Source organism: Actinomadura sp. ATCC 39365, assembly GCF_054392275.1.
On the sequence record NZ_CP184335.1, the window covers coordinates 9014473 to 9038424 of the forward strand.

A 23952-nucleotide genomic window follows, 5' to 3' on the forward strand; every position below is an offset into this window, starting at 1 on the left:
GCCACCGTGCTCATCGCGGCGGTGGCTGTTGGAGGCCATGTTACGGCCGCAAGTGCCGAAACGTCTGCAATCTACTCAGGCCAGGACCAAGCGCACTGCTGCTAGCCGGCTGACTTCATCAAGAGGGGGTGCATGACGCGCCTCTGAGACTTGCACCGCACCCAAGCCTTTCAGGCACAAGCCAACTGCATGGGACAACGGCGTCCCAACCCCGTCGATGTGCCCCCTCTTCCGACATCTGGCCCAGAGCGTACCTGCCGCCGTCTACATTCGATCTACAGTCGTCGGACCGCTTCGCCGCCACCGGATTCTGACTACGCTGCCTTGATGAGGGGGAAGCGGGGCCGTACCGGGGAGGACGCGTGAGCGACGACATCTACATTCGCCTTCTCGGCGCCGTTCACGCCGAACGCGGCAGCCGGCCCCTCGATTCCGGCCCGGCCCGGCAGCGGGCCACCCTCGCCATCCTCGCCTCGGCCGCCGCCCGGCCCGTCTCCGTGCGCCAGCTCGTCGACGGCATGTGGGGCGACGAGCCGCCGCGCAACGCCGAGCAGAGCGTCTACACCTACGTCGCCGGCCTGCGCCGCGCCTTCGAGCCCGACCGCGGGCGGCGCGCCCCGTCGCGGCTGTTATCGGGCACGGGCGCCGGATACGTCTTACACGTCGGCCCCGCGCAGGTCGACTCGCTCTGCTTCGCCACGCGGCTCGACGAAGCCCGGGCGTGCCAGGGCGACGGCGACGACCGCCGGGCCGTACGCCTGCTGGACGAGGCCCTGGCGCTGTGGCGCGGCCCCGCGCTGAGCGGCCTGACCGGCCCGTTCGCCGAGCGGGAACGTTCCCGTCTTGAGCTGTTACGGCTGACGGCCCTGGAGCAGCGCTCGGAGAGCCTGCTGCGTCTGGGCCGTCACCACGAGATCACCGAGGACCTGCGCGACCTGACCGCCCGCCACCCGCTGCGCGAACGCACCCGCGAGCTGCTCATGCTGGCCCTCTACCAGTCGGGCCGCCAGGCCGAGGCGCTGGAGGTCTACGAGGAGGGCCGGCTGCTGCTCCTGGAGGAGCTCGGCCTGACGCCGGGCGAGGGGCTGCGCACGTGCCACGAGCTGGTGCTGCGCGGGGGCCCGCTCCCTGGCGGGGCGCCGAGGTGCCGCACCAGCTCCCGCGCCACCTGGCGGGGTTCGTGGGCAGGTCGCGCGAGCTGGGCGAGCTGGAGAGGCGGCTGTCCCCCGGCGGCGGGCGTCCGCCGACCCCGCTGGTGATCGTCTCCGGGCCGCCGGGCGTCGGGAAGTCCACGCTCGCCGCCCAGGTCGCCCACCTGGTCCAGGACCGTTTCCCCGACGGTCAGCTCTTCGTGAACTGCCGCGGCGCGACACCGGAGCTGCCCGCGCTGACCGCGCTCGACGTGCTCGGCCGGTTCCTGCGCGGGTTGGGCGTGGCGGCCGCCGCCGTGCCCGCCGACCCGGACGAGGCGGCGGCGATGTGGCGCAGCCTCCTGCACGGCCGCAAGGTCCTCGTCCTGCTGGACGACGCCGCTGACCTGGCGCAGATCCGCCCGCTGCTGTCCACCCCCTTCGGCACCGCGCTGCTGGTCACCAGCCGCGAGAGCATGCCCTGGGGCGAGGACTCCTACCAGCTCGAACTCGGCCGGATGTCCCCCGACGAGTCGGCCGCGATGCTGGCCGGGCTGGCCGGGGAGGAGCGCGTGCGGGCCGGCGCCGGTGACACGGCCGAGCTCGTACGGCTCTGCGAGGGCCTGCCCCTGGCACTGCGCATCGCAGGGGCCCGCCTGGCCAGCCGCCCCGACTGGAGCGTCGCCGCGATGGCCGGCCGCCTGGGCGACGAGCGGCGACGGCTGCACGAGCTCGTGGCCGGGGACCTGGCCGTGCGCTCCAGCCTGGCAGCCAGCTTCACGGCGCTCGAACGCAGCCCCCGTCCCCTCGACCGGGTGGCCGCCCGCACGCTGTCCCTGCTGGGCCTGCTGCACGTGCCCGAGATCACCGCCGAGGCCGCCGCGGCGCTGCTCGGCGCCGACCCCGTCGAAGCCGACCTGGCCCTGGAACGGCTGACCGACGCGCACCTGCTCGACCGCTCCCGGACCGGCCACTACCAGCTCCACGACCTCGTCCGGCTGTTCGCGGGCGAGCTGCGGCCGCGCGACGCCAAGAAACCGGTGCTGCGCGCGCTCGCGTACTACGCGGCCTCCACGCGGCTGGCCAGCGGCGTCATCGACCCGCACCGCGTCCAGCGCGGCACCGCTCCCGGGACGGCCGCTCACGTGGTGACCGACCGGGAGGAGGCGACGGCCTGGCTGCTGGAGGAGGAGGGCGTCCTGACGGCGGCGGCCCGCCAGGCGCTCGCCGCCGGGGACAACGACGTCGCGGCGATGGGCGTGGCGCTCACACTCGCCCTGGAATGGCCCTACCAGCGCAGCTATCGGACGCTGGAGATGGCCGAGCTCAGCTCGATGGCCCTGAGGGTGTGCGAACGGCTCGGCGACGTGGAGAACACCATGCACGCCCACGGCCTGCTCGCCAACGCCCTGCGCATGCGGGGACGTATCGAGGAGGCCGTCGAGCACCTGCGCGCCGAGCTGGCCATCGCCAGGCGGCTCGGCGACACCTTCTCCGAGCAGCGCGCGCTGGGCAACCTCGCCAACGCGTACTTCAACGGCGACCAGTACGAGCAGGCGATCGTCTTCGCCGAACAGCAGCTCGCGATCGCCGACCTGATCGGCGCCCGGGTCGGCGCCCGGTACGCCATGCTCATCATCGGCGAGGCCCACCTGGCCCTCGGCCGGGCGCAGGAGGCCCGCAAGATCCTGGCCCTGGCCCTGACCGAGGCCGAGCAGGTGGGCGACAAGACGCACCAGGCGCAGGTGCGCGCGGTGCTCGGCCGGGTGCACCTGGATCTGGGCGAGCCGGAACACGCCCTGCCCCACTACCTCATCGCCCTGGAGCTGATCGAGCGGGCCGGTTACCGGGTGGGACGGCTGCGCGACCTGGTCGGGCTGTCTCGCACGTACCGGGCCATGGGCAAGCTCGACCTGGCGCTCGCCCACGTCACCGAGGCGGTGGCCGGCGCGGACGGGCTGGCGGAGTGGGAGACGGAGGCCAGGGAAGAGCAGGCCGCCGTGCACGAGGCCCGCGCGAGGCTCGCATGATCGACGGCATCGGCATCCGCCTGCTCGGCCCGGTGACCGGGGTGCTCGGCGGTGCGGAGATCGACCTGGGGCCCGCGCGACAGCGGGCGGTCATCGCGATGCTGGCCTCTCCCCCGAACCGCGTCGTGACCATGGGGCAGCTCGTGGAGGGGCTGTGGGGGGAGGGCCCGCCCCCCAGCGCCGAGCAGAGCCTCTACACGTACGTTGCCGGGCTGCGGCGCGCGCTCGACCCCGGCCGCAGACCCGGCCAGCGGTCCACGGTGCTGATCGGCGAGGCGGGCGGGTACCGGCTGCTGGTCGATCCGGCCCGGGTGGACTCCTGCGTCTTCGCCGAGCTGGTGGAGGCGGCCGGCGCCCACGGGCCCGAAGGCGACGGCGACGCGCTGCGCCTGCTCGACCGGGCGCTGGCCCTGTGGCACGGGGTGGCGCTGAGCGGCCTGACGGGCCCGTTCGCCGAGACCGAGCGCAACCGCCTGGACGAGCTGTTTCTTACCGCCTCCGAGGCCCGCGCGGAGATCCTCGTCCGGCTCGGCCGCGCCCGCGAGACCGTGGCCCCGCTGCGGGAGCTGGCCGGCCGCCACCCGCTGCGCGAGCGCCTGCACGAACTGCTCGTCCTGGCCCTGCACGGCGACGGCCGCCAGGCGGAGGCGCTGCAGGCGTTCGAGGACGCCAGGCGGATCCTGGACGAGGAGCTCGGCGTCCTGCCCGGCGAAGGCCTTAGCGCGGCCCACAAGCAGGTCCTGTCCGGCGGCGCGGACGAGGTCGAGCCGGCCCGTCCCGTCGTCCCCCGGCAATTGCCGCGCGATCTCATCGGGTTCGTCGGCAGATCCGAGGAGGCGGCCTGGCTGAGGTCCTTGCTGGCGCCGGAGAACGGCCCTCCGCACCCGTTCGTGGTGATCTCGGGGCCACCCGGTGTGGGCAAGTCGGCGCTGGCCGTCCACGTGGCGCACCGGGTCGAGGAGCGGTTCGCCGACGGCCAGCTCGCCGTCGGCCTGCGCGGCGGCACGCCGGGCGTCTCCCCGCTGCCGCCCCACGAGATCGCCGGGCGGCTGCTGCGCGGCATCGGCGTGTCGAACAGGGACATCCCCGCCGACCTGGACGAGGCGGCGGCGATGTGGCGCAGCAGGCTGCACGGCAGGAGGCTGCTGGTGTTCCTGGACAACGCGGCCGGTCTGGCGCAGATCAGGCCGTTCCTGGGCACGCCGCTGGGTGTCACCGTGCTCGTGACCAGCAGGGAGTCCTTCAGCGCCGGGGACGACTGCGTGCAGCTCCGGCTCCGCCGCCTGTCCTCCTCTGACGCCGCGGCCATGCTGACCAGGCTGGCCGGCGCCCAGCGGGTGGGGGCCGACGCCGAGCACACCGCCACCCTGGTGAGTCTGTGCGAGGGTCTGCCGCTCGCGCTGCGGATCGCCGGCGCGCGCCTGGCCGACCATCCCGAGTGGAGCGTGGGTGCGCTCGCCGACCGGCTCATCGACGAGCGCGGGCGGCTGCACGAGCTGGCCGCCGGAGACCTGGCCGTGCGCTCCAGCCTCGTGGGCAGCCACCACGGCCTGGCCACCGGCTCCCGCCCGCTCGACCGGCTGGCCGCGCGGACCCTGCCGCTCGTGGGGCTGCTGCACGTGCCCGACATGACGGCCGACCTGATGGCCATGCTGCTCGGCACCTCCACGGACGAGGCGGAGCGGGCCCTGCACCGGCTGGCCGACGCCCACCTGCTCGACCCGGCCGACGGCGGGCGCTACCAGGTGCACGACCTCGTCAGGCTCTTCGCCGGCGAACTGCGTCCCGCGGACTCGAAGGGCCCGCTGACGCGGGCGCTGGCCTACCTGGCCGCGTCGGCGCGGTCGGCGAGCGTCACCGTCGACCCGCACCGGGTGCAGCTCGCCCGGCACGTCGAGGGGCCCGCGCGCCGGTTCGCCGACGCCGTACAGGCCCGGGACTGGCTGGAGGAGGAGCGGCAGGTCCTGAACGCCGCGGCCGTCCAGGCCCTGAAATCGCCGGACGACGACCTCGCCGAGCTGGGCGTGACGCTGACCTTCGCGCTCATCTGGCAACAGCAGCGGGAGCATGCCGGCCAGGAGATGGTCGACCTCAACACCCTGGCACTCGGAGTGTGCGAGCGGCTCGGCGACGAGAGGGCAGCGCTCGCCGCGCACGACCAGATCGCCAACGGCCTGCGTCTGACGGGCCGGCTGGAACAGGCGGGGCCTCACCTGGAGGCGGCGCTGGAGATCGCGGTGCGGATCGGCGACTCCTTCGGCGAGCTGCGCGCGCTCGGCAATCTCGCGAACCTCTGCATCTCCCGACAGCGGTTCGAGCCGGCGCTGGCCTACGCCGAGCGCCAGCTCGCCGTGGCGCGGAAGGCCGGGGTCCAGGTCGGGATCCGGTTCGCCCTCCTCATGACGGGCAGGGGCCAGCTCGGCCTGGGACGGCCCCAGGAGGCGTACGAGCCGCTGCGCGAGGCCCTTGATCTGGCCGTCGAGGCGGGCGACGAGACCCAGCAGGCGCAGGCCCGCCTGGTGCTCGGCGAGGTCCTGATCGAGCTGGGTGAACCCGAGCTCGCCCTGGAGCACCTACGGGCCACGTTGTCGGTGCTCGTCTCGATGGGCCACCGGTTCAAGGTGGACACCCTCATCTCGATGTCACGGGCCTCCCGCGACCTCGGCCGGCTCGACGACGCCGGGTCCTACGCCGACCAGGCCCTGCGGCTGACGAAGGAGTTCGGTTACGTCCTGTGGGAGAAGCGGGCCGAGAAGGAGCAGGCCGCCGTGCGGGCGGCGACGAGGATCGCGGCGGGCGGCTCGTGAGCGCGCCGGAGCTCGGTCTGCGTCTGCTCGGGCCGGTCTCGTGCGTGCTCGACGGCGAGCAGGTCGATCCGGGGCCGCCGCGACAACAGGCGGTCCTGGTGATGCTCGCGGCCTCCCCCGGCCTGGTGGTCACCAAGGACCAGCTCATCGAGGGGCTGTGGGGCGGACAGCCGCCGATGAGCGCCCGGCAGAGCGTCTACACCTACATCGCGGGGCTCAGGCGCGCGATCGAACCGGCCCGGGGCCCCGGCGCGCGGCCGGCCCTGCTCGTGGGTGCCGCGGGCGGCTACCGGTTACTCATCGAGCCGGACCGGGTGGACGCGATCGCCTTCGCCCGGCTGGCGGAGGCGGCCCGCGGATCGGCCGGGGCCGGCGCCCAGGCCGAGGCGTTGCGCGGCTACGACCGGGCGCTGGGGCTGTGGCGGGGGGCGGCGCTCGGCGACGTGCCGGGGCCGTTCGCCGAGACCGAGCGGGCCCGGCTGGAGGAGCTGTACGTGACCGCCGTCGAAGGGCGGGCCGCGGCCCGGATCCGGCTCGGCGCCGCAGACGAGGCCATCCCCGAGCTGAGGGCCCTGGTCGCCCGGCATCCGCTGCGCGAGCATCCGTACGAGCTGCTCGTGCTGGCGCTCGACGCGTGCGGGCGGCGGCAAGAGGCGCGGCGCGCCTATGAGGAGGCGCGCCGGATCCTGGCCGACGAGCTGGGTGTCGGGCCCGGCGAGGATCTGCGGAAGGCGTACGCGCTGGTGGGCGCAGAAGCCGAACTCACGGGGGCAGAGGGACCGGTCCCCAGGCAGTTGCCGCGCGACCTCGGCGGCTTCGTCGGCAGGCCCCACGAGATCGCCCGGCTGCGGGCCCTGCTCGCGCCCGGTGACGTCGATCCGCCGCAGCCGCCGGCCGTGATCTCGGGAGCGCCCGGCTCCGGCAAGTCCGCGCTGGCCGTGCACGTCGCGCACGGCGTACGGCACCGCTTCCCGGACGGGCAGGTGTTCGTCAACCTCCGCGGCGGGACTCCGAACATGCCACGGCTGACCCCGCAGGAGATCGTCGCCCGGCTCCTGCGCGCGATCGGCACACCCAACGAGGAAGTGCCGCCCGGCCTGGACGAGGCGGCGGCCCTGTGGCAGGCCAGGGCCGCGTCCAAGAGGCTCCTCGTGCTCCTGGACGACGCCGCCGACCTGGAGCAGATCCGCTGGCTGCTGCCGGCGCCGGCCGGCGTCTCCGTCCTCGTGACCAGCAGGGACACGTTGCAGGCGGAGGACGATCTCGCCCGGCTCCGTCTGGGCCGGCTCTCGTCCGCCGAGGCGAGAACGATGCTGGCCAGGCTGGCCGGGGAGGACCGGGTCGGCGCCGACCCCACCGGTACCGCGTCGCTGATCCGCCTGTGCGACGGGCTGCCGCTGGCGCTGCGCATCGCCGGAGCGCGCCTTTCCGACTGCCCGGACTGGAGCGTCGGCGAGCTGGCCGGCAGGCTCGCCGACGCCCGGACCAGGCTGCAGGAGCTGGAGGCGGGCGATCTCGCGGTCCGGTCCGGGCTGGTGGCGAGCTGGAACCATCTCACGCGCAGCGACCGCGCCCTCGACCGGGCGGCCGCGCGCATGCTGGCCGTGCTCGGGCTCGTGCACCTGCCCGACCTCCCGGCGGACGCGGCCGCGAGGCTGGCCGGCGTCACAGAGCGCGAGGCCGGGCAGGCGCTGGACCGCCTCGGCGACGCGAACCTGCTCGAACGGGACGCGCGCGGCCGCTACCACCTGCACGACCTCGTACGGGTCTTCGCCGGCGAGCTGGCCCCCGCTGAGGGGCGCAAGGCGCCGCTGCTGCGGATCTTCCATTACTACGCCGCCGGCCTGCGGTCGGCCTGCCGTATCGGGGACCCCAACCGGGTCCACTCGGTGCACCTGCCGGTGGCCGGTCCCGGCCGCACCTTCCAGGACGCCGGTGAGGCGAACGCCTGGATCGAGCAGGAGGAGTCCACCTTGCTGGCCGCCGCGGCCCAGGCCATGGCAGATCCGGACGACGACATCGCCCGTACGGGTGCCGCCATCGGCCTGGCCATGTTGTGGCCCCAGCAGAAGGCCTACCGCGTGGCCGATCTGATCTCCGTCGGCAACCAGGCGCTGTCGGTGGCCGCACGCCTCGCCGACGACGAGACCGCCATGCACGCCCACAGCCAGGCCGGAGCCGGCGAGTACTTCAAGGGCGACCTCACCGCCGCGCTGGAGCACCTCGACCGGCACCTGACCCTGGCCAGACGCTTGCGGGACCGCTTCAACGAGCAGCGGGCCCACGGCAGCCTGGCCGCCACGTACGCGAAGGCCGAGAGGTACGACCAGAGCCTTCTGCACGGGCTGGCCCAGCGGGAGATCGCCAGGGAGATCTCCTCGGCGGTCGGCGAGCGGTACGCCCTGTTGCAGATCGGCAACGCCTACCAGCACCTGGGACGTCTGGAGGAGGCGGCGCCGGTTCTGGAGGAGGCGGCGGCCATGGCCGGCCGGGCCGGGGACGCCGCGCTCGAAGGGCACATGCGTCGCGCACTCGGCGGCCTCCAGCTCGACCGCGGTGACCTGGAGGCCGGGCTCGCCCAGCTCGGACTGGCGCTCGACCTCGCCGTCGCCGCCGGCACCAGACTCCTGGAGCTGCAATGTCTGATCCTGCTCGCCCGTGCCAACCGGCTGATGGGCCGTCGGGCGGCGGCGCGGGAACGCCTGGGTGAGGCCGAGTCGCTCGGGCACGCCCTGGACAGCGCGTCCTGGCTGGAGCGCGCCGCCGGGGAGCGGCAGGCCCTCGAAGCGGAGGAGGGCCGCTGAGCCGCTGGTCAGGCGGGTGGGGTGGTGTCGCGGAGTGCCAGGAAGAAGTCGACGCGGTCGGACATCGCCGACAGGTCTCTGCCGGTCAGCTCCTCGATCCTGCGGATGCGGTAGCGGACCGTGTTGACGTGCACGTGGAGCCGTTCGGCGCAGGCGTGCCACGAGCCCGAGCAGTCGAGGAAGACGCCGAGCGTGCGCACGAGGCCCGACTGGTGGCGGCGGTCGTAGGCGAGCAGCGGGGACAGCAGCCGGTCGGCGAAGGAGCGGCGCACGTCGCCCGGCACGGTGGCCAGCAGCAGCGCGTGGGTGTAGATCTCGTCGCTGGTGGCCACGCCGCCGCCGCGGGCCTCGGCCAGCCGCCTGGCGTGCCCGGCCTCCTCCACGCCGCCCTTGAGCGCGGCGGCGCCGGTCAGCTCGCCGCTCAGGCCGACGCTCAGGCGGACGCCGGGCAGCGCGGCCAGCACGGCGGCCCCGGCCCGCAACCGGGCGGCCAGCTCCCCGGCGCTCCTCCCCCGCAACGCGACCACCGCCACCGCCCCACCGCCACCGCTTCCCTGAGGTGGTTCGGCGGAGACGGGGGCGGCGACGACCTCGCGGGTGAGCAGTTCCTCCAGGATCCGGCCACCGAGGACGGCGGGGGCGGCGGGGGCGGCGGGGGCCGGGCCGGGAAGGGTCGTCGAGCCCGGATCGGCTCCGCCGGCGGCGCCGGGGCGTGACGCGGTGGCGCTGGCCACGGCGTACGGCTCGTCCGCGTCGATGCCGCACGTGCGCAGCCGGGCGTTGAGCTCGGCCACGTCGGACTCGGCCAGGGCGGCCGCCACGAGCTGCCCGGCCAGGCGGCGCTCGACCCGGCGGCCCTCCTCCAGGCGGCCGCGTTCGAGTGCCACGCAGGCGGCCAGCTCGTAGCCGAGGTCGGCGCGGCCCAGCAGGTCGCCGTCGCAGGCCAGGACCCAGCCGGCCGCCCGGTGGCCGCGTCCGACGGCGAAGAGCGTCGCGCCGCCGGCCAGGGCGGGCAGCCGGGGCGCGGTCAGGTACGCCCTGGCCAGCTCCGCCGGATCGGCGGCGGTACCGACGATCACCTCACCGGACGCGGACAGGACGGCGCCCGTGACGCCCAGCTCGGCGGCGGTCAGCTCGAACAGCCCGCGCAGGTCGGCGCCCTCGGCCAGGGCCGCCACGAGCCTGCGGTGACGCCCGAGCGCGTCGCGCACGTCGCCGGACAGCCGGGGCGCGACCAGCTCGGCCAGCGTGCGGAAGGAGACCTCGACCGGCACCTCGACCAGCGGCAGCCCGGCCTGCTCGCAGGCCGAGACCAGGTCGGCGGGCACGTGCCCGAGGCGGGCCGCACCCGCGCCGAGGGCGGACACCCCGCCCTCGACCAGGGCGGTGACGAAACGGGCGGAGTCGGCGGCGGTGTGGCGCCACATCAGCCCGGTCAGCACCAGCTCGCCGCCGGACAGGTAGCGCCCCGGCTCGGGCAGGTCGGTGATGTGGACCGTGCCGAACTCGCGCTCCGGGTCGCCGGCCAGCAGCCTGAGACCCAGCTCGTCGATCGCCAGCAGGTCACTGATGCGCACTTGGAGGAATATACAAGCCCGCTCTGTCAAGCGATGACCGGGATTTCACGTCGCGGGCATAGGAGGCCGGGCCGGGCCGGTGCTCTACTCGGAGGATGACGGAGACGGTCCACTCCACCAGGTCCGAAGGCGTCGGCGGGTCTGCGGGGGTCGGCACGAGCGCGCGGCGGCCGGACGCGAGGCTGAAGGTGACCGGCGAGTTCGCCTACGCCTCCGACCTGTGGCTGGACGGCATGGTGTGGGGCGTCACGCTGCGCAGCCCGCACCCGTCGGCCTGGATCCGGTCGATCGACGTGGGCCCGGCGCTGCGGATGCCGGGCGTGCTGGCCGTCCTGACGCACGAGGACGTGCCCGGCGAGAAGTTCTACGGCCTCGACCACAAGGACCAGCCCGTGCTGGCCATCGACCAGGTCCGCCACCAGGGCGAGCCGGTGGCGCTGGTGGCCGCCGACCATCCGGAGACCGCGCGCAGGGCCGCGCGGGCCATCGTGGTCGGCTACGAGCCGCGCCCGGCGGTGACCGATCCGCGCGAGTCGCGGGAGTACGTCAGGCGCCAGCCGGTGCGCAAGGGCGACACGTTCGAGGCGGAGGTCGTCGTCACCGGCGAGTACGAGGTCGGCATGCAGGACCAGGCGTTCCTCGGCCCGGAGTCGGGTCTCGCGGTCCCGGCCGAGGACGGCGGCGTGGACCTGTACATCGCCACCCAATGGCTGCACGTGGACCGCGACCAGCTCGCCCCCTGCCTGGGCCTGCCGCCGGAGAAGGTGCGGCTGACGCTGTCGGGCGTGGGCGGCGCGTTCGGCGCCCGCGAGGACCTGTCGATGCAGGTGCACGCGTGCATGCTGGCCCTGCGCCTGAACCGCCCCGTCAAGATCGTCTACGGTCGCGAGGAGTCGTTCTTCGGCCACGTGCACCGCCATCCGGCCCGGATGCGCTACGAGCACGGCGCGACGCGCGACGGCCGGCTCGTCTACGTCAAGGCCGACATCCTGCTGGACGGCGGCGCGTACTGCTCCTCCTCCCCCGCCGTCGTCGGCAACGCCGCCTCACTGGGGGCCGGGCCGTACGAGGTGCCGAACGTGTGGATCGACGCCGCGGGCGTCTACACCAACAACCCGCCGTGCGGGGCGATGCGCGGGTTCGGCGCGGTGCAGGCGTGTTACGCCTACGAGTCGCAGATGGACCGGCTGGCCGAGGCGTGCGGCCTGTCGCCGGTCGAGATCAGGGCGCGCAACGCCGTCTCCCAGGGCTCGGCGCTGGCGACCGGCCAGGTGATCGACTCCCCCGCGCCGCTGGCCGGCATGTTGCGCGAGCTGGAGTCCATGCCGCTGCCCGCCCCGCGGACGGGGGCGGACCTGCGCGTGCTGCCGGGCGGCGTCTCCCAGACCACGCACGGCGAGTCGGTGCGGCGCGGGATCGGCTACGGCGTCGGCATCAAGAACATCTGTTTCTCCGAGGGCTTCGACGACTACTCCACGGCCCGGGTGCGGGCCGAGCTGGTCGGCGGCGAGCCGCGGGTCACCGTGCACACCGCCGCCGCCGAGGTGGGCCAGGGCCTGGTCACGGTCCAGGCCCAGATCGCGCGCACCGAGCTGGGCATCGAGGAGGTGACCGTGGCGACCGCCGACACCGCCGTGGGCTCGGCGGGCTCGTCGTCGGCCTCGCGGCAGTCCTACGTGACGGGCGGCGCGGTCAAGGCGGCCTGCGAGGCGGTGCGCGAGCGGTTCGGGGGCTGCCGCCGCGGGAGGCGCTGGCCAGGTTCGGGCCGATCGAGGAGACCCGCGAGTACCGGCACCGGCCCACGAAGCCGATGGACCCGGTGACCGGGCAGGGCGACTCGCACACGCAGCTCGCGCTGTGCGTGCATCGCGCGGTGGTGGACGTGGACGTCGAGCTGGGGCTGGTCAAGGTGGTGGAGCTGGCCGCGGTGCAGGACGTGGGCAAGATCATGAACCCGCAGGCGCTGGAGGGCCAGATCCACGGCGGCACGGCCCAGGGCCTCGGCCTGGCGCTCATGGAGGAGATCCAGGTACGCGACGGCCGCGTGCTGAACCCGTCGTTCACCGACTACCTGATCCCCACCATGCTCGACATGCCGCCCATGCAGCTGAAGATCCTGGAAAATCCGGACCCGTCCGCGCCGTACGGCCTCCGCGGCGCAGGTGAGCCGCCCACGCTCTCCGCCACCCCGGCCGTCGCCGCCGCCGTACGCGCCGCGACCGGGCTCCGGTTGACTCGCGTTCCGATCAGGCCGGAAGATATCGCCTTGTCCAATCACGGGGAGGTATCCGATGGCGAGCGGTCGTGAAGCCGCCGAGGCGGAGTTCAGTCGCTTCGACACCGACGGCGACGGTCTGCTGACCGCGGCCGAGATCAGGCAGGCCAACGAGGCGCTGGGGGTCCACGGCGCCTCCGAGGAGGAGATCGAGGCGTTCATCAAGGCCGCCGACACCGACGGCGACGGCCGGATCGGCCTGGAGGAGTTCGTCGGCCTGGTCGGCCACGGGCGGCACGAGAAGGCGTGATCATGTCCCCCGCCGGGTAGGTGACCCGCACTCCCCTCGGTCATGACGAGGGGGACGTGTGGTGCTCGACAGACTCTTCGAGCTGACCGGGCGGGGGACGACCGTCGGACGCGAGGTCCGCGGCGGCCTGACCACGTTCATGGCGATGGCCTACATCATCCTGCTCAACCCGATCATCCTGGCCGGCGCGCAGGACGTCACCGGCGCCCGGCTGTCCATCGCCGAGCTGACCACCTCGACCGCGCTGGCGGCCGCGCTCTCCACCCTGCTCATGGCGTTCGTCGGCAACGCGCCGTTCGCGCTGGCCGCCGGGCTCGGGCTGAACGCGGTGGTCGCCTACCAGGCCGCGCCGCACATGACCTGGCCGCAGGCGATGGGCCTGGTCGTGCTGGAGGGCGCGGTCATCATCGTCCTGGCCGTCACCGGCCTGCGCACCCTGATCATGAACGCGATCCCGCTGGCGCTCAAGCACGCGATCAGCGTCGGGATCGGCCTGTTCATCGCCCTGATCGGCCTGGTGGACGCGGGTTTCGTCGCCCGGGGCACCGGCACCCCCGTGCAGCTCGGCGCGACCGGCCACCTCACGGGCTGGCCGGTCACGCTCTTCTGCTTCGGCCTGCTGCTGATGATCGTCCTGTACGTGCGCAGGACCCCGGCCGCCATCCTCATCAGCATCGCGGTCACCGCGGTCCTGGCCGTCCTGGTCAACTCGCTGGTGCCGGTCCCGCCCAAGGAGTGGGGCGTGGTGGTGCCGCACATGCCCGAGTCCCTGGTCGCGGCGCCCAGTTTCGGGCTGGTGTGGCAGTTCGACCTGTTCGGCGGGTTCGCCAGGGCGGGCGCGCTGACCGCGACCGTGGTGCTGTTCACGCTGGTGCTGTCGGGCTTCTTCGACGCGATGGGCACGATCATCGGCGTCAGCGACGAGGCCGGGCTCGTGGACCGGCTGGGACGGGTGCCGCGGCTGGGCCGCATCCTGACCGTGGACGGCGTCGCGGGCATGATCGGCGGTTCGGTCAGCGCCTCGGCCAACACCGTCTTCGTCGAGTCGGCCGCGGGTGTGGGCGAGGGGGCGCGCACCGGTCTGGCCAGCGTCGTGACCGGGGCGCTGCTCGGGCTGACGCTGCTGTTCACGCCGATCGCCGCGGTGGTGCCGGCGGCCGCGGCGGCGCCCGCGCTCGTGCTGGTCGGGGCGCTGATGATGACGCAGTCCAAGAACGTGCCCTGGACCGACATCGAGCTGGCCGTGCCGGCGTTCCTGACGATCGCGCTGATGCCGTTCACGTACTCGATCACGAACGGGGTGGGGGCCGGGGTGATCTCCTACACGCTGATCAAGGCGGCCCGGGGCCGGTTCGCGGAGATCCCGTGGTTGTTGTGGGCCGTCTCGCTGGTCTTCCTGGCCTACTTCGGCATCGACGCCCTCCGGGCCCTGTTCGGTTAGCGGATGTCAGCGCTGTTGCAGGCCACGCCGTTCTGGTCGAGGTCGGGATACCAGGAGTACTCCTCATGCCGTCCGCGCGTGTAGGGGCCGTCGCCGGCGGCCTGGGCCTCCTTGCAGCTGGCGTACCGCTTGTCGGGGACCCGGGCGACGCCCGCGGGGGCGGTCGTGCCGGTGGTCGCGGTGCTCTGGCCGGTGTCCGCGGGCTGCTGGTCGGTGGGCTGCTGATTGGTGGGCTGCTGGTTGGTCGGCTGCTGGTCGGTGCCCGGCTGGGACGACTGCGGCTGCGCGGGCTGCGACGGGTCCGGCTGGGAGGGCTGGGACGGCGGCGTGCCGAGCATCCGGACCACCAGCGCGTCGGCCTCCTCCTTGGTGAAGCCCGCGATGCTCAGGCTGTCGCCGTCCATGCTCTGCGTGACGACCGGCGCGGCCAGGACCGTCTTCGGCGTCTGCTCGCCCTCGGGCGCCAGCACGATCGCGACCTGCCGCTGCGTGGGCTGGAGCTCGTCGATGAGCCGCACCAGCCGGTCCTTGAAGACGGGCGCGACCGCGACGCGCACCGAGTAGGAGTTGTCGGTCCCCCGAACGGCCTCGATCCGCTGCACGGCGCCGACCGTGACACCGTCCTCCAGGAGGTAACAGGTGGTCTGCTGCTCGTCGAGCACGGCCGGGTCGCCCGGGCAGGGCGCGGTCTTGGTCTCCTTGACCGGCGCGAAGTGCAGGGGCGTGGCCAGGCGCTGCGGCGGCGCGCCGCCGAGCAGCGGGCTGTCGGGGCTCCTGGTCATCAGGACGGCGACCGTGCCGAGCACGCCCGCCACGACGACGACGAGCACCAGCGAGACGGTCAGCACGATGGTGGTGAGGCGGCTGGCCTTCGGCTCCTCCGGCTCTTCCGGCTCCGCGGGTGGCGCCTCTACCGGTCTGTCCATCGTTGACGACCCCATCCTGACGTTCGGGCTGCCGGTGAGCTTATCGAGGACGGGCAGCAGCGGGGTAATCAGCCGAAAAATCCTCACCTATCCGTGAGATCGGAGGAAAAATGGAAATGAGAACGCAGGTTGTCGGCAACTTTCCACGCGAACGAGGGATGACCCCATGAAGGTCGGAGTTCCCCGCGAGGTCAAGAACAGCGAATACCGCGTCGCACTCACCCCCGCGGGCGTCCACGAACTGGTACGCCACGGGCACCAGGTCCACGTCGAGCGGCAGGCGGGCCTCGGCTCGGCCATCCCGGACGAGGACTACGCCGCGGCGGGCGCCGTCATCGCGCCGCACGCCGACGAGGTGTGGGCCACGTGCGACCTGATCATGAAGGTGAAGGAACCGGTGGCCGAGGAGTACCACCGGATGCGCAAGGGCCAGATCCTGTTCACCTATCTCCACCTGGCCGCCTCGGGCCCCCTGACCAGGGCCCTGCTCGACTCGGGCGTCACGTCCATCGCCTACGAGACCGTGCAGAACAGGGACGGCTCGCTGCCCCTGCTCGCCCCGATGTCGGAGGTGGCCGGACGGCTGGCGCCGCAGGTCGGCGCGTACCACCTGATGCGCTCGCAGGGCGGCAGGGGCGTGCTCATGGGCGGCGTGTCCGGCGTGCGGGCGGCGAACGTCGTGGTGATCGGCGCCGGGGTGTCCGGCATGAACGCCGCCGCCATCGCGCTCGGCATGCAGGCCGAGGTGCTGCTCCTCGACCGCAACATCGACAAGCTCCGCCAGGCGGACATGATCTACCAGGGTCACTGCCAGACGGTCGCGTCGAACACCCTGGAGATCGAGAAGGCCGTGCTGGAGGCCGACCTGGTCATCGGCGCGGTGCTGGTGCCGGGGGCCAAGGCGCCCATGCTGGTCACCGACGACCTGGTGAGCCGGATGAAGCCGGGCTCGGTGCTGGTGGACATCTCGATCGACCAGGGCGGCTGCTTCGAGGGCTCGCGGCCGACCACGCACGCCGAGCCGACGTACCGGGTGCACGAGTCGGTCTTCTACTGCGTGGCCAACATGCCGGGGGCGGTGCCGCACACCTCGACGTTCGCGCTGACCAACGTGACGCTGCCGTACGCGCTGGCCGTCGCGGGCAAGGGGTGGCGCGAGGCGGTCCGCACGGACGCCGCTCTGGCCGCGGGCGTGAGCACCCACGAGGGACGCCTGACCAGCCGGCCGGTGGCCGAGGCACACGGCCTGGAGTGGTCGCCGCTGGAGGAGGCACTGGCCTGAGCGGACCCGAACGGGGCCCGGTCGCGCGAAACGGGACCGGGCCTTGGCCGTCACCGATCCACACGTTACCGTGAGTCACGAGACCATGACGATCCGTGACAACGGAGGCTTGGATGGATCCGGTGCTCCTGCGCGGCAGCGCGGAACGCAACTTCGACGACCTCGACACCGACGGCGACGGCTTCCTGACCAAGGACGACTACACCGCGCTGGCCCACCACCGCATCCGGCGGGCCGGCGGGCGGCCGGACACCCCCGAGGGAAAGAAGGTCGTGGCGGCGTTCCTCGAGACCTGGGACGTCCACGTCCACGCCCTCGACGCCGACCACGACGGCCGGATCAGCAGGGAGGAGTACGTCGAGTCCTTCCAGGCGCTGGTGCGCACGGGCGCGCTCGACGGCGTGCTGACCCCCATGTTCCGCGCCACCTTCGACCTCGCCGACCACGACGGCGACGGCGAGCTCACCGCCGCGGAGTTCCGCACGTTGTGGAACCGCGACGACGGGCTCTCGGCCGCCTTCCAGCGGGCCGACGCCGACGGCGACGGCCGCATCTCCTTCGAGGAGTACGCGCGCCTGCGCCGCGGCCTGCTCGTCGGCGACCTCTAGCGAAACCCCCGGACAGACGTCGAGGGCCCGGCCGGAGCCGGGCCCTCGACGTGTCGCGAAGGGGTGTTACTTGGACTGGCTGGGCGAAGGCGCCAGCGTCTCCATCGGGGTGTTGCCCGTCGGCGCGGGCGGCAGCGGGGCCTGGTCGGACGTGGTGGTGATGGCGTCCGAGCCGCCGCACACGGCGCCCGGCTCGGGGGTGTCCCGGCCGTTCTGGTACTTCTTGATGAAGGCCGTGAGCTTGGGGTCGGACGGGTCCTGGAGCTTGAGCTGGTGGCCCCACGTCGAGGCGACGACCGGCGCCGGCAGGCCCGGGTAGGGGCTGACCAGCATGTAGTCCTGCTGACCCGTGGAGGTCGCCACTTCCTTCAGCGCGTCGATCTGCGCCTTGGGCAGGTCGGGGCGGTAGGTGATCCAGACCGCGCCGTGCTCCAGCGAGTGCACCGCGTGCTCGTTGTGGATCGGCTTGTCGTAGACCGCGCACTGCTGCCAGTAGTTGTTGTGCTCGCCGCCCACGGGCGGGGTCTCCTTGTAGGTGACCGTCTTGGCGACGTGCTGGCCGGCCTCGTACTTGTAGTTGGCCACCGCGTCGAGCGAGGTCGCGCGCGCCTGGTTGACCAGGTAGAAGCCGACCACGCCGACGAGGAGCACGATGATGAGACCGCCCGTCCCCCACATGAGCAGTGCGGCGCGGCGTTGTTTGCGCTGCTGCTCGGCCCGCATCTTCTGCAGATGCTCGCGCCTCGCCTGCGCCTTCTCCTTCGTCATCGTCCCTCCATCGGCGTGCCTGACTCCGGTCACCCTATGCCCTACCGGCGTATGCGGAGAATAAGAGGCGCATAAGCGTCGGATCACAGCTTGCGCAGGGATGGGTACGCTGGACGGGCCATGGAAAAGCCCGCCAGAAAACCCGTCCTGATCGTCTGCGCCGTGCTGGTGCTCCTCGCCGCGGCGTTCCTGCTGTTCGGCAGGGACGGCACGCCCGGCGACTCCTCGCCCGAAGCCGGGTTCGCCCGCGACATGGCCACGCACCACGCGCAGGCCGTGGAGATGGCGTTCGTCATCCGGGACAAGGGCCCGGCCAAGGAGATCAGGAACCTCGCCTTCGACATCATCACCACGCAGTCCAACCAGCGCGGCATGTTCCAGGGCTGGTTGCAGCAGTGGGGTCTCGACCAGGCGACCGACCAGCGCCCGATGGCCTGGATGGCGGGCCACGGCCACGGGGCCACGCCCGCGGCGCCGGGCACGGCTCCGGGGGCGATGCCGGGCATGGCCTCGCCGCAGGAGCTGGCCAAGCTCAAGGAGCTGCAGGGCGTCCAGGCCGAGGTGCTGTTCCTGCAGCTCATGATCCGCCACCACGAGGGCGGCGTGGAGATGGCCGAGGGGCTGCTCAAGCTGTCCCAGCGGGACGAGGTGGCCAGCATGGCCCAGAAGATCGTCCAGGGGCAGAGCGGTGAGATCAAGCTGATGACCGACCTGCTCAGGCAGCGGGGCGCGCAGCCGTACCCGTCGATCCTGGCCTCCTGAGCCCCCGCGCGGGGCGGCGTGAGAGGCTGGCACCGCGGAGTGCGGAAGGGCGGGCGCCATGATCAGCGCAAGGGCTGAGACGGTCGTCGTGGGGTCGGGCCCCAACGGGCTGATCGCCGCCGTCATGCTGGCCCGCGCCGGGCGCGAGGTGCTGCTGCTGGAGGCGGCCGGCCGGTTCGGCGGCGGGCTGCGCTCCGGCGAGCTGACGCTGCCCGGCCGGGTGCACGACCTGGGCGCCACCGTGATGGCGATGGCGCTGGCCTCGCCGGCGTTCCGGGCGCTCGATCTCAAGGGTGTCGAGTTCGCCCATCCCCCGGTGGCCGCGGCCCATCCGCTCGACGACCGTCCGGCCGTGCTGCTGCACCGCGACGCGGCCCGTACGGCCGAAGGGCTCGGCGGGGACGGCCGGGTCTGGCAGGCGACCGCGGGCGCGGCGGCGCGGGCCGGGTTCCCGCTCGTGGAGCTGCTGCTCAGCCCGCTCGGTCCGTGGCGGGCCGGGCCGCGCACACTCGCGCGGGCGGCCGGGTTCGGGGCGGCGGCCGTGTTGCCGGCCACGACGTTCGGCCGTGGGGCGCTGCGCACCGTGGAGGGGCGGGCGCTGCTGGCCGGGCTGGCCGCGCACTCCATGCTCGACCTGCGCTCCCCCGTCAGCGCCGGTTACGGGCTGGTGCTCGGGGCGCTGGCCCACCTGGTGGGCTGGCCGGTGGTGCGCGGCGGTTCGCAGGTGCTGGCCGACGCGCTGGTGGCCGAGCTGCGGTCGCTGGGCGGCGAGGCGGTGACCGGCCACCGGGTCGAACGGCTCGACGAGCTCGACGCCCGTACGGTGGTGCTCGACGTGACGCCCCGGCAGTTCCTCGCGATGGCCGACCTGCCCGCCGGTTACCGCCGCGGCCTGCGCCGCTACCGGTACGGGCCCGGCGTCTTCAAGCTGGACTGGGCGCTCGACGGCCCGGTGCCCTGGCGTGATCCGGAGGTCGCGCGGGCCGGGACCGTGCACCTCGGCGGGACGCTGGAGGAGATCGCGCTCGCCGAGGCGGAGGTCGCCGCCGGACGGCACTCGCCCCGCCCGTACGTGCTGGTCGTGCAGCCGTACGCGGCCGATCCGACCAGGGGCGGGCACACGTTGTGGGCCTACTGCCACGTCCCCAACGGCTCGGCGGCGGACATGACGGACGCCGTCGAGGCCCAGATCGAGCGGTACGCGCCCGGCTTCCGCGACCGGGTGCTGGCCAGGCGCGCGACCGGCCCCGCCGCCCTGGAGGCGGTCAACCCCAACCTGGTCGGCGGCGACATCGGCGGGGGGCTCAACGACCTCGTCCAGCTGGTGCGGCGGCCGGTCTGGTCGCCTGCGCCGTGGCGCACCCCGCTGCCGGGGGTGTTCCTCTGCTCGTCCTCGACGCCGCCGGGGCCCGGCGTGCACGGGATGGGCGGCTGGCAGGCCGCCCGCCTGGCCACGCAGGCGGAGCGGCACGCCTCCTGACCGCCGGTCAGGCCCGCATCTCCTCGGCGACCGCCGCCGCGAACGCGTCGACGTCCGCCTCGGTGGTGTCGAAGGCGCACATCCAGCGCACCTCGCCGGTCGCCTCGTTCCAGGTGTAGAAGCGGAAGCGCTTCTGCAGCCGCTCGGTCACGTCCGCCGGCAGGATCGCGAAGACCGCGTTGGCCTCCACGGGCCGGGGCAGCGTGACGCCCGGGATGCGCCCCACGGCCTCGGCCAGCCGCCGCCCCATGGCGTTGGCCTGCCGCGCGTTGCGCAGCCACAGGTCGCCCGAGAGCAGCGCCTCGAACTGCGCCGAGACGAACCGCATCTTGGACGACAGCTGCATGAACGTCTTGCGGATGTAGTCGACGCCGGTGGCCGCCGACGGGTTGAGCACCACGACGGCCTCGCCGTACAGCAGGCCGATCTTGGTGCCGCCGAAGGAGAGCACGTCCACGCCCGCGTCGGTGGTCAGGGCCCGCATCGGCACGTCGAGCGCGGCGGCGGCGTTGGTCAGCCGCGAGCCGTCGAGGTGGACGAGCAGGCCGAGCTCGTGCGCGTGGGCGCAGATCGCGGCGATCTCCTCGGGCGTGTAGACGGTGCCCCACTCGGTGGTGTTGGAGATGGACACCACCTTGGGCTGGGCCCGGTGCACGTCGCCGAAGCCCCACGCCTGGCGGTCGATCAGCTCGGGGGTGAGCTTGCCGTCGGGCGTGGGCACGGTGAGCAGCTTGATGCCGCCCGCCACCTCGGGGGCGCCGCCCTCGTCGGTGTGGATGTGGGCGCTCTCGGCGCAGATGACCGCCTCCCAGTGGGCGGTCATCGCGCGCAGCGAGACCACGTTGGCCGCCGTGCCGTTGAAGACCGGCCAGGCCCGCGCCCCGTCGCCGAAGTGCCGCTGGAAGACCTGCTGCAGCGCCTCGGTGTAGACGTCGTCGCCGTAGGCGATCTGGTGACCGCCGTTGGCCTGGACGATGGCCTGGAGGATCTCCGGGTGCACGCCGGCGTAGTTGTCGCTGGCGAACGCCTTGAGCTGGGGGTCGTGCCGGGGGATCAAGAAGTGAGGTCCAATCGGGTGCCGTTGATGTCTGCGGCGGGGCGGTCGTAGAGGCCGGCGATCGCCTCCGCCAGGTCGCCGACGTCGGTGAAGCCGGGGAACTTGGCCTCCGGCTTCGCGGCCCTCATCGCGTCGTTGACCAGGGCCTTCACCACCAGTATGACCGCTGCCGCATTGGTGCCGGACAGCGCGTCGGCCAGGGACAGCGTCCACGCCTCCGAGGCCGCCTTGGCCGCTGCGTAGGCCGCGCCGCCCGCCGTGGGGCGCTGGGCGGCCTTGGCCGAGATGATCACGAACCGGCCGTTGTCGCTCTTGCGCAGCAGCGGCTCGAAGGCCAGCGACACGTGCTGGAGTGTGCGGATCAGCAGGTCGTGCAGGGCGTCCCAGTCCTCCAGGCGGGTGTCGGCGAACGTGCGCGAGCCGCGCCAGCCGCCGACCAGGTGGACCACGCCGTCGACCCGGCCGTGCTCGGCGTCGATCCGGGCCGCGAGGTCCTGGACGGCCGCGCGGTCGAGCAGGTCGACGTCGTCCTTGTCGACCCCGATCACGGTGTGTCCCTGCTTGCGGAAGTGCTCGGAAACGGCTTCACCCGTGGGGCCGCCGGCCCCGGTCACCAGGATGATCATGCGCGGATCCCCTTAGTCGACTCGACCACGTCTGTCAGCTTACGGCGCAGGGCCTCGTAGAACATGCTGAGCGGGAACTCGTCCGGCAGCACCGCGTCCACCTTGGCCTTCTGCTCCTCGGGCAGGGCCTGGACGCCCTTGGCCCACACCGAGCCGGGGGCCGACGGCACGTACGCGCCGACCAGCTCGTGCGCGGCCAGCCAGTGCGCCAGCTTGGACCGGTCGATGCTGTCGCGGTACAACTTCTCGACCTCGCCCCGCAGGTCGGCCACGCCGCCCGCGACCCGCTCCCAGTCGATCGTGAGCCGGTTGTCGGTCCAGCGGATGATGTCGTTGCGGTGCAGGTACGCGAAGAGCAGCTGGCCGCCGAGCCCATCGTAGTTGCGCACCCGGTCACCGGTGACCGGGAACCTGAACAGCCGGTCGAACAGGATCGCGAGCTGCACGTACCGGGCGTGCGGCACGCCCTTGCCCTCCAGCTCCACGGCCTCGCCGAACGCCGTAAGGTCGCAGCGCAGCTCCTCCAGGGAGTACAGCCAGTACGGCATCCGCTGCTTGATCATGAACGGGTCGAACGGCAGGTCGCCGTGGCTGTGCGTGCGGTCGTGGATCAGGTCCCACAACACGAACGTGTCCTGGGCGAGCTGCTGGGAGTCCAGCAGGCGGGCGGCGTCCGGCGGCAGGTCGAGCCGGAGCGTGGCGGCGGCCGCCGCCGAGACCCGGCGGAACCGGGCGGCCTCGCGGTCGGCGAAGATGCCGCCCCAGGTGAAGCGGGCCGGCGCCTGGCGCACCGCGACCGTCTCGGGGAACAGCACGGCCGAGTGGGTGTCGTAGCCGGAGGTGAAGTCCTCGAACGCGATCGGCACGAACATCGGGTTGTCGTAGCCGCCCGCCTCCAGCGCGGCCAGCCAGTCGGGCCAGATGGTCCGGATCCAGACGGCTTCGAGGTTGCGGTTGAGGTTGCCGTTCTGGGTGTACATGGGGAACACCACGACGTGCTCCAGGCCGTCCACGCGCTGGGTGTCGGGGTGGAAGAGGTCGAGGGCGCCGAGGAAGTCGGGCACGCCGAGGTCCTGCTCGGCCCAGGCGGCCAGGTCGTCCTGGACGGCCTGGAGGTAGGCGGCGTCATGAGGGAAGTACGGCGAGATCTCGCCCACGCGGCGGCCGATCTCGGCGACCAGCGCCTTGGCCCGCTCCTTCTCCTCCGGCACCGAGCCGTCCTTGACCTGCAGCGGGCGCAGCTCCTCCACGGCCTCCTTGAGCCGGGCGAACAGGGCGGCCTTGGCCTCGTCCCGGGATCCGGCGGCCTCGTCGCCGCCGGGGACGCGGGCGGCCCAGGTGATCACGTTGCCCCAGAGCCTGCGGTGGTCGTAGTCCTCGATCGAGTCGTCGCCGAACAGGTCGGAGTCGGCGAACACGACGACCCGGCCCTTGCCGTGCCGCAGGGCGACGGCCAGCGGCGCGCCCGCCGGGTCGGCGGTGGCCGAGGTGGCGAACAGGACCGTCGCCTCCTTCGGGGCGGTCAGGACGCCGGACCGGTAGAAGCAGGCCCGCTGGACGCCGGCCAGCACGCCGTCGCCCGTGGCGCGCTCGGCGAGCACCCAGGTGGCGACCTCGCGGTGGGCGTTCCTCGGGTCGCGGACGGTCGTGTGACCGACGCCGACACCGAAGCGGGCGAGCAGTTCGGCGACGTTGTTGCCGTACTTGTCCTGCTCCTCCTCGGCCAGCACCACGAGACCGCCGCCCTCGGCCACGAACGACTCGACGGCGTCCAGCTCGCCGGCGGCGAAGACGGGGCTGCCGTGGCCGGTGGTGCGCTCCCACCGGTCGCCGGACGGGTGGGCGATCACCAGGACGTCCTGGCCGGCCAGGTCCTCGGCCGTGAGGGCGCCCTCGGTGTGAGCGAGCACGTCGTGCCCCAGATGGCGCAGCGCGGCGGCCGCGCGCGCGTAGCTGTTGTCGTCGGGATGGGCGGGGTTGATGGTCTCGGCGACGTCGCGGCGGATGGTCCACGACTCGCTGTGGGCCTCGTCGAACAGCACTCGGGGGAACGATGGCATGAAATATCTCCTGTTACTACCGCCTTCTCACGGAAAATATACACATACGTACCCCCCTGTCCGTCAAAC

The 23952-nt window shown here is 73.2% G+C and carries 16 protein-coding genes and 1 pseudogene; 11 read left to right on the plus strand and 6 right to left on the minus strand.

Features of this window, described 5'->3' with window-relative positions:
- Positions 1–362 precede the first annotated feature (362 nt).
- From ACNF49_RS43565 to ACNF49_RS43580, 4 genes are read left to right on the plus strand one after another with little or no spacing between them, the layout of a single operon-like run.
- Positions 363–1259 (plus strand): AfsR/SARP family transcriptional regulator, encoded by an 897-nt coding sequence (locus ACNF49_RS43565; RefSeq protein ID WP_482941381.1) that lies wholly within the window; start codon positions 363–365, stop codon positions 1257–1259.
- Positions 1145–3160, plus strand: a complete 2016-nt coding sequence (locus ACNF49_RS43570; protein WP_482941382.1) for a tetratricopeptide repeat protein — start codon at positions 1145–1147, stop codon at positions 3158–3160. Before ACNF49_RS43565 ends, ACNF49_RS43570 begins: the two co-directional genes overlap by 115 nt.
- Positions 3157–5967, plus strand: coding sequence for an AfsR/SARP family transcriptional regulator (locus ACNF49_RS43575; protein ID WP_482941383.1), 2811 nt, complete (start codon positions 3157–3159; stop codon positions 5965–5967). The genes ACNF49_RS43570 and ACNF49_RS43575 overlap by 4 nt, the downstream gene beginning before the upstream one ends.
- The gene (locus tag ACNF49_RS43580) at positions 5964–8771 is read left to right on the plus strand and encodes an AfsR/SARP family transcriptional regulator (RefSeq protein WP_482941384.1); all 2808 of its coding nucleotides are present in this window, start codon (positions 5964–5966) and stop codon (positions 8769–8771) included. The genes ACNF49_RS43575 and ACNF49_RS43580 overlap by 4 nt, the downstream gene beginning before the upstream one ends.
- An 8-nt stretch (positions 8772–8779) precedes the next feature.
- Here ACNF49_RS43580 and ACNF49_RS43585 read toward each other — a convergent pair whose 3' ends face one another.
- Entirely contained in the window at positions 8780–10348 is a 1569-nt protein-coding gene (locus tag ACNF49_RS43585; protein WP_482941385.1) for a PucR family transcriptional regulator, read from the minus strand.
- Positions 10349–10443: 95 nt separating this feature from the next.
- Between ACNF49_RS43585 and ACNF49_RS43590 the strand changes: the two are divergent.
- The 3 genes and pseudogenes from ACNF49_RS43590 to ACNF49_RS43600 all read left to right on the plus strand — a co-directional run bounded on the left by ACNF49_RS43590 (position 10444) and on the right by ACNF49_RS43600 (position 14314).
- A pseudogene (locus ACNF49_RS43590) lies at positions 10444–12656 on the plus strand (xanthine dehydrogenase family protein molybdopterin-binding subunit).
- A complete protein-coding gene (locus ACNF49_RS43595; RefSeq protein ID WP_357700825.1) occupies positions 12640–12873 on the plus strand; it encodes an EF-hand domain-containing protein in 234 nt (77 codons plus the stop codon). The pseudogene ACNF49_RS43590 and the gene ACNF49_RS43595 overlap by 17 nt, the downstream one beginning before the upstream one ends.
- 61 nt (positions 12874–12934) lie before the next feature.
- Positions 12935–14314: an NCS2 family permease gene (locus tag ACNF49_RS43600; protein ID WP_357967475.1), complete on the plus strand. Its 1380-nt coding sequence runs from the start codon at positions 12935–12937 to the stop codon at positions 14312–14314.
- Here ACNF49_RS43600 and ACNF49_RS43605 read toward each other — a convergent pair.
- Positions 14311–15240, minus strand: coding sequence for an excalibur calcium-binding domain-containing protein (locus tag ACNF49_RS43605; protein WP_482941386.1), 930 nt, complete (start codon positions 15238–15240; stop codon positions 14311–14313). The genes ACNF49_RS43600 and ACNF49_RS43605 overlap by 4 nt on opposite strands.
- Before the next feature lie 166 nt (positions 15241–15406).
- Here ACNF49_RS43605 and ald point away from each other — a divergent pair, with 166 nt between their 5' ends.
- On the plus strand, positions 15407–16522 hold the full coding sequence (ald, locus tag ACNF49_RS43610) for an alanine dehydrogenase (protein ID WP_357967470.1): 1116 nt from the start codon (positions 15407–15409) through the stop codon (positions 16520–16522).
- Positions 16523–16635: 113 nt separating this feature from the next.
- Complete coding sequence (locus ACNF49_RS43615; protein ID WP_357967469.1) at positions 16636–17130, plus strand: EF-hand domain-containing protein; 495 nt, start codon at positions 16636–16638, stop codon at positions 17128–17130.
- A gap of 66 nt (positions 17131–17196) precedes the next feature.
- Here ACNF49_RS43615 and ACNF49_RS43620 read toward each other — a convergent pair whose 3' ends face one another.
- On the minus strand, positions 17197–17898 hold the full coding sequence (locus ACNF49_RS43620; protein WP_357986939.1) for a thioredoxin-like domain-containing protein: 702 nt from the start codon (positions 17896–17898) through the stop codon (positions 17197–17199).
- Between the two features lie 120 nt (positions 17899–18018).
- Between ACNF49_RS43620 and ACNF49_RS43625 the strand changes: the two genes are divergently transcribed.
- Together ACNF49_RS43625 and ACNF49_RS43630 are read left to right on the plus strand one after the other, a co-directional pair.
- Entirely contained in the window at positions 18019–18660 is a 642-nt protein-coding gene (locus tag ACNF49_RS43625) for a DUF305 domain-containing protein (RefSeq protein ID WP_482941387.1), read from the plus strand.
- A gap of 58 nt (positions 18661–18718) precedes the next feature.
- Positions 18719–20140 (plus strand): phytoene desaturase family protein, encoded by a 1422-nt coding sequence (locus ACNF49_RS43630; protein WP_482941388.1) that lies wholly within the window; start codon positions 18719–18721, stop codon positions 20138–20140.
- Positions 20141–20147: 7 nt separating this feature from the next.
- Here the strand turns inward: ACNF49_RS43630 and ACNF49_RS43635 are convergent, their stop codons facing one another.
- From ACNF49_RS43635 to ACNF49_RS43645, 3 genes are read right to left on the minus strand one after another with little or no spacing between them, the layout of a single operon-like run.
- Positions 20148–21197: a threonine aldolase family protein gene (locus ACNF49_RS43635; protein ID WP_352353523.1), complete on the minus strand. Its 1050-nt coding sequence runs from the start codon at positions 21195–21197 to the stop codon at positions 20148–20150.
- On the minus strand, positions 21194–21823 hold the full coding sequence (locus ACNF49_RS43640; protein ID WP_357986948.1) for an SDR family NAD(P)-dependent oxidoreductase: 630 nt from the start codon (positions 21821–21823) through the stop codon (positions 21194–21196). The genes ACNF49_RS43635 and ACNF49_RS43640 overlap by 4 nt, the downstream gene beginning before the upstream one ends.
- The gene (locus ACNF49_RS43645; protein WP_482941389.1) at positions 21820–23883 is read right to left on the minus strand and encodes a DUF6421 family protein; all 2064 of its coding nucleotides are present in this window, start codon (positions 23881–23883) and stop codon (positions 21820–21822) included. The genes ACNF49_RS43640 and ACNF49_RS43645 overlap by 4 nt, the downstream gene beginning before the upstream one ends.
- Positions 23884–23952: the final 69 nt, after the last annotated feature.